This is a genomic window from Agathobaculum desmolans ATCC 43058, assembly GCF_000701665.1.
Classification (GTDB): Bacteria; Bacillota; Clostridia; order Oscillospirales; family Butyricicoccaceae; genus Agathobaculum; species Agathobaculum desmolans.
The window spans coordinates 1-4,819 of record NZ_JNJN01000081.1 but is presented as its reverse complement, the minus strand read 5'-3'; the positions used below and the strand labels follow the sequence as shown (position 1 = coordinate 4,819).

Below are 4,819 nucleotides of genomic sequence, written 5' to 3'. Positions count from 1 at the left end.
CAACCAAACCCCCTTTGATTTATTCGTAGGTGAAAATGAAAAGAAACTGCTGAAGCTTCTAGACCTTTCTCCAATTGCCCCAGACGAGGTCTACCTGAAACCAGCGCTTCTCAAAACAAAACCTAACTAACCAACATCATTGCCGGTGGAGCAGTCCAATTATAGAGCTGCTCAGGCGAGGGTTGCATTTTCTTTTTCAAGAAAATAGCCGTCGTCCGGTTGTCATGCGCAAATTTCAGTAAATTCCAGCAGTTTCGTCCCTATTATACCTTGTCTGGGACTGAATTTCCACTGCTTTTATGAAGTATGATCCATTAATTCGGACTCACTGGCTTTTAGTTATTCACTCAAAGCAGGAGGAGGTGAGGAGAGCTTGATGAAATTGTCATTGATCACATTCGCTATTCTGCTGTTATCGAATCAAAACATGATTTTGTACAAACTGACTCGAAGCAAGGTGAACGGTTTTGCAATGGTGCTTTTTACGCTTTTGGCGGGTGCGCTGAGCATCACCCAGATTGTTTTGCTTATTAAGTAAAGGGAGGGCGAAGAATGTATTACAACCGTGTGCGTGATTTGCGCATAGAACTGGAGCGGCACGTCGCGCGGCGCCGGATGAAAGGCTGCGGACCGCCGGAAGAAATCGGGCCTGGCATGATGACGGCGACCGATTTGACCAGCTACATCGGCTGCAATGTGAAAACGACGTATAAGTTTCTAAAAGGAGTACCCGCGATCCGCTCAGGGAAACATATCTACTACCACATCCGCGACGTGGCGACACGGCTCGCGCAGTTGGAAATGGAGGCGGCATCATGAACGAACGCATCGGGCAGATTTATGATCGTCTGAACGAGATCAACCATTTTTTGAACAAAGACCTCACGCCAGAGGTGCGGCGCACCTACAAAAAGGAGAAAAACGAACTGTATGCTGAATTGGCAAAGTTAAAGGAGCAGGAAAACAAATGAAACGATTTACCGTTTGGGCGCTTATCCCGATCGCGGCGGCGGCTGCATCGGACAGCGGCGCACCGCTTGAGATCACCGGCCTGATCGGGCTGGCGTGGGCAGTGAGCGCGGTATGCGTGCTGGAATACTTCCATCGGAAGGAGATATCAGATAAGCAAAGGAGGTTGTCTGAATGCCGGAGACAGTCCCGCAAAGCCGGGTGATCTGGCAACACCCAAATAGAAAAGCCGCTTTCGGAGCGGGCACTCCGTCAGCGGCAAAGCAAAATACTTCACTGATAGAATACCACAAGGAGAGGATTTGTCAAATGAAATCGACTGGAATTGTTCGCTACTTGGATGAGCTTGGGCGCATTACGCTGTCCAAGGAGTTGCGCGATACCATGGAGATCCCACACAACACGCCGCTTGCGATCTTCGTGGAGGGCGAGGATATTATTTTGCGCAAATATGGCCGCAGTTGCGTGTTCTGCAGCGGGGAGGACGATCTGTTCGACTTTTATGACCGCCCGATCTGCGAGAAATGCGCCCGCCAGATCGCAGCAGGGATGAAAGGGGCGGCGTGACATGGATATGATCAAGGAAGCACACGCCCAAATCCGTAAAACGCGGGCAATTGCATGGAAGCGGGAGTATTGCAGGAAGAACGGTTTGTTCCACAAAGATAAGTATGGCTTCAGCGTACCGGGTATTTCCGCGGCTCCTGAGCCGACTGATGAGGAGCTGGGCTGGCCGGAGCCGATGGTTACGGTGACCTGGCCGAAGGGGTACATCACGATGACGCTGGCAGCCTATAGCAAGCTGTCGGCAAAGGATAAAAAGGTATTCAACAAATTAGGAGGTTTGATGTAATGGAAATCAAGGTGTTTGTGGAGATCCCGGCGCTGGATCATTTAGCTGAAGCGCTGAACGGCAAGACTGCCAACTGCAAGGAAGTTCAGATCCATACCGAAATGAACACCACTTCGGCAGCCGCTCCTGTTTCGGTTCTGGAACCCGCGGTAGCTATGCCGACTTCGGAGCATGTAGCGGTTACGCAGGCTCCGGTTCAGGGTGCTGTGACTCCGGTTCAGACGACCACTGCGCCGATTGTTCCGGTTCAGACGACCACCGCGCCGATGTACACCCGCGATCAGCTGGCCAAGGCAGCGACCGACCATCTGATGCCGCAGCGCATGCAGGAACTCACCAGCCTGCTCGCAAGCTTCAGCGTCCATTCGTTGATGGATCTGCCGGAAGCTCGCTTCGGTGAGTTTGCCACGGCGCTGCGGGGATTGGGGGCGAAGATCTAATGCCCCCGATTACACATGCGAAGCTCGGCGCGTCGAGCGCGGCCCGCTGGCTGGCCTGCCCGCCGTCAGCAGATCTATGCGAGCGGTTCCCGGATAAGGGGAGCAGCTTTGCGGCAGAGGGGACGCTGGCGCATGAGCTGGCTGAGCTGAAGGTGCGTAAGCACTTTACCCCGATGTTCAAGACAGCATACACCCGGGCGTACAACAAGATCAAGAAGGACGAGTTGTACACCCCCGAGATGGATCACGTCACGGACGACTATCTGGAGTACATCAAGGATTGCGCGATGCAGTACGACGCCGCGCCGTCTGTAATCTGCGAGGTGCAGGTGGACTTTTCTGCTTACGTGCCCGGCGGTTATGGCACAGCCGACTGCATCATGCTGGGCGGCGGAACGATGCGCGTGATCGACTTTAAGTATGGCAAGGGCGTGCCGGTTTCCACCGAGGAAAACCCGCAGATGATGCTCTACGCGATCGGCGCGCTGGCGCAGTATTCGCTGCTGTACAGCATTGATAAGGTAATCCTTACCATTGCCCAGCTGCGGCTCGGCGCCCCGGAGGAATGGGAAACCACGCCGGACGAGCTGTACAAGTGGGCGGGGGGGTATGTGCAGCCCCGAGCCAAGCTGGCGTGGGAGGGCAAGGGGGATTTTGCCCCCGGCTCCCACTGCCGGTTCTGTAAGGCCCGCGCGCAGTGTAAAGCGCTGGCAGAGTCGAACATGACGATCGAGCGGTATCAGCCCACTTCAGAGCCGAACCTTCTGAGCGATACCGAGATCGGCGACGTCCTTATCTGTGCGGAGCCTTTCATCAAGTGGCTGGAGGCTGTCAAGGAGTACGCACTGGGGGCGGTGCTGGAGGGCAAGACGATCCCCGGCTGGAAGGCCGTTGAAGGTCGCAGCGTTCGCCAGTTCGACGATGTGGATCAGGCCTTTTCTGATCTGAAGGCTGCGGGTATTGATGAGGCACTGCTCTATGAGCGTAAACCTCTCACCCTGACTGCCGTGGAGAAGCTGCTCGGCAAGGCGCAGTTTGCAGAGCTCTGCGGTGCGCACATCATCAAGCCGCATGGCAAGCCTGCACTGGCGCCGGAGAGCGACAAGCGGCCGGCTTACAGCCGCGCAGCTGCTGACTTTGAAGCAATCGAAATTAACAAGTAAAGGAGACAACATCATGTATCAGAACAATCCTACTAAATGCCTCACCGGTGAGGTCCGCATTTCGTATGCACACCTCGATCAGCCGTACAGCAACAATGGCGGCGAACCGAAGTACAGCGCTACGCTGCTGATCCCCAAGACCGACAAGACTACCGAAGCGGATATCCGTGCGGCCATCAGCGCCGCGTATGAAAACGGCGTAAAGAACTTCTGGAAGGGCAGCCGCCCGCAGATGCGCTATCCCGTGATCTATGACGGTGATGGCGTCCGTCCGGCCGGTGAGCGTTTCGGCGAGGAGTGTAAGGGCCACTGGGTCATTACGGCATCCAGCAAGCAGAAGCCGCAGTGCGTGCACATCAGCAACGTGCATGCCGAGCTGCTGCCGACCGACGTGTATTCCGGCATGTATGCCCGCGTCACCATCAACTTCTTCCCGTATGACAACAGCGGCAACCGCGGCGTAGGCTGCGGCCTTGGCAATGTGTGCAAGACCCACGATGGCGAGCCTCTGAGCGGCCGTGCAAATGCTGAGAGCGATTTTGCGTGTCTGGAGCAGACGCCGCAGGTCAACCCGGTCACCGGTCAGCCCATGTAAGACAAATGAGAATGGGCGCTCTCACTCGAAGCGTCCATTCTTTTTACACTGAAGCCTGCAAAACCTGCCAAGAGTTGTCAAGGCCTAAAAGAATAAAAATCTGGAAAGGGTGATCCCACAAAAATGAGCATAGAAAAGCAGACCGTTGTGTTCTGGCGGTCATGGAATTGGTGTGAAAATCATCGTTTATGGCGGGGTTATAGCTTCTCTAAATAAGCCATGACAGTACCGTAGTAGATTCTCAGAAACTTATTCGCTGCAGCGGTCATGTAGACGTAATAATGCTTGCCCTCCCGTCTTTTACGGTCAAGGAATTGGAATACAGGATCGTCAGCAGGTGCGTGTTGGATGATGGTGGACATGACTTGAAAGAGAGTTTTGCGCAGCCTGGGAGACCCACGTTTAGAAATATGTCTGTTCTTCGATTCAAAGGTACCAGACTGGCAAGGCGGTGCATCTACACCAGCAAAGGCCACTAAAGACTGCTTGCGGTCAAAGCGGCGCACATCGCCGATCTCCGCCATGAGCTGTGGCCCGAGGGATTCCCCGACACCATACATTTTCATGACGACAGGGTATTCCGGGAGCTGAGACGCCAGCTTGTTCATCTCACTGCGGTAAATTTCCACGCTGCGTGAGATTGCTGTAAGCTGGTTGGCAGCCTCTTGAACGAGAGTTTTCGTGACGGAGGTCTTCTGCACCAGCACAACAGCAGACTTCGCTAGGGCGTATACCTTGGCAGCCTTCTCCATGCTGAACTGGTAACGGTTTCGCTTGCACCATTTGCGGTAACGCTCGG

Annotated in this window: 10 protein-coding genes; 9 read left to right on the top strand and 1 reads right to left on the bottom strand. The window is 54.5% G+C overall.

What is annotated here, in order from left to right:
- Positions 1-376: 376 nt before the first annotated feature.
- The 9 genes from T363_RS16185 to T363_RS0113455 all read left to right on the top strand — a co-directional run bounded on the left by T363_RS16185 (position 377) and on the right by T363_RS0113455 (position 4,020).
- Positions 377-538, top strand: a complete 162-nt coding sequence (locus T363_RS16185) for a hypothetical protein (RefSeq protein ID WP_154658820.1) — start codon at positions 377-379, stop codon at positions 536-538.
- Positions 539-552: 14 nt separating this feature from the next.
- Positions 553-819, top strand: coding sequence for a hypothetical protein (locus tag T363_RS0113490; RefSeq protein WP_031476673.1), 267 nt, complete (start codon positions 553-555; stop codon positions 817-819).
- Entirely contained in the window at positions 816-971 is a 156-nt protein-coding gene (locus T363_RS16180; RefSeq protein WP_154658819.1) for a hypothetical protein, read from the top strand. The genes T363_RS0113490 and T363_RS16180 overlap by 4 nt, the downstream gene beginning before the upstream one ends.
- Entirely contained in the window at positions 968-1,174 is a 207-nt protein-coding gene (locus tag T363_RS0113480) for a hypothetical protein (protein WP_031476671.1), read from the top strand. Before T363_RS16180 ends, T363_RS0113480 begins: the two co-directional genes overlap by 4 nt.
- Before the next feature lie 104 nt (positions 1,175-1,278).
- Positions 1,279-1,536: an AbrB/MazE/SpoVT family DNA-binding domain-containing protein gene (locus T363_RS0113475; protein WP_031476669.1), complete on the top strand. Its 258-nt coding sequence runs from the start codon at positions 1,279-1,281 to the stop codon at positions 1,534-1,536.
- 1 nt (position 1,537) lies between these two features.
- Positions 1,538-1,822: a hypothetical protein gene (locus T363_RS0113470; protein ID WP_031476667.1), complete on the top strand. Its 285-nt coding sequence runs from the start codon at positions 1,538-1,540 to the stop codon at positions 1,820-1,822.
- Complete coding sequence (locus tag T363_RS15335) at positions 1,822-2,262, top strand: hypothetical protein (protein WP_051643299.1); 441 nt, start codon at positions 1,822-1,824, stop codon at positions 2,260-2,262. Before T363_RS0113470 ends, T363_RS15335 begins: the two co-directional genes overlap by 1 nt.
- Positions 2,262-3,425 (top strand): DUF2800 domain-containing protein, encoded by a 1,164-nt coding sequence (locus tag T363_RS0113460; RefSeq protein WP_031476663.1) that lies wholly within the window; start codon positions 2,262-2,264, stop codon positions 3,423-3,425. The genes T363_RS15335 and T363_RS0113460 overlap by 1 nt, the downstream gene beginning before the upstream one ends.
- Before the next feature lie 13 nt (positions 3,426-3,438).
- Positions 3,439-4,020, top strand: a complete 582-nt coding sequence (locus T363_RS0113455; RefSeq protein ID WP_031476661.1) for a DUF2815 family protein — start codon at positions 3,439-3,441, stop codon at positions 4,018-4,020.
- 197 nt (positions 4,021-4,217) lie between these two features.
- Here T363_RS0113455 and T363_RS0113450 read toward each other — a convergent pair.
- The coding region (locus tag T363_RS0113450) for an IS110 family transposase (RefSeq protein ID WP_031476659.1) at positions 4,218-4,819 on the bottom strand (602 nt) is incomplete at its 5' end.

Coding starts and splice junctions, on each gene's coding strand:
- T363_RS16185 (WP_154658820.1), top strand. CDS start 377: ATGAAATTGTCATTGATCACATTCGCTATTCTGCTGTTATCGAATCAA.
- T363_RS0113490 (WP_031476673.1), top strand. CDS start 553: ATGTATTACAACCGTGTGCGTGATTTGCGCATAGAACTGGAGCGGCAC.
- T363_RS16180 (WP_154658819.1), top strand. CDS start 816: ATGAACGAACGCATCGGGCAGATTTATGATCGTCTGAACGAGATCAAC.
- T363_RS0113480 (WP_031476671.1), top strand. CDS start 968: ATGAAACGATTTACCGTTTGGGCGCTTATCCCGATCGCGGCGGCGGCT.
- T363_RS0113475 (WP_031476669.1), top strand. CDS start 1,279: ATGAAATCGACTGGAATTGTTCGCTACTTGGATGAGCTTGGGCGCATT.
- T363_RS0113470 (WP_031476667.1), top strand. CDS start 1,538: ATGGATATGATCAAGGAAGCACACGCCCAAATCCGTAAAACGCGGGCA.
- T363_RS15335 (WP_051643299.1), top strand. CDS start 1,822: ATGGAAATCAAGGTGTTTGTGGAGATCCCGGCGCTGGATCATTTAGCT.
- T363_RS0113460 (WP_031476663.1), top strand. CDS start 2,262: ATGCCCCCGATTACACATGCGAAGCTCGGCGCGTCGAGCGCGGCCCGC.
- T363_RS0113455 (WP_031476661.1), top strand. CDS start 3,439: ATGTATCAGAACAATCCTACTAAATGCCTCACCGGTGAGGTCCGCATT.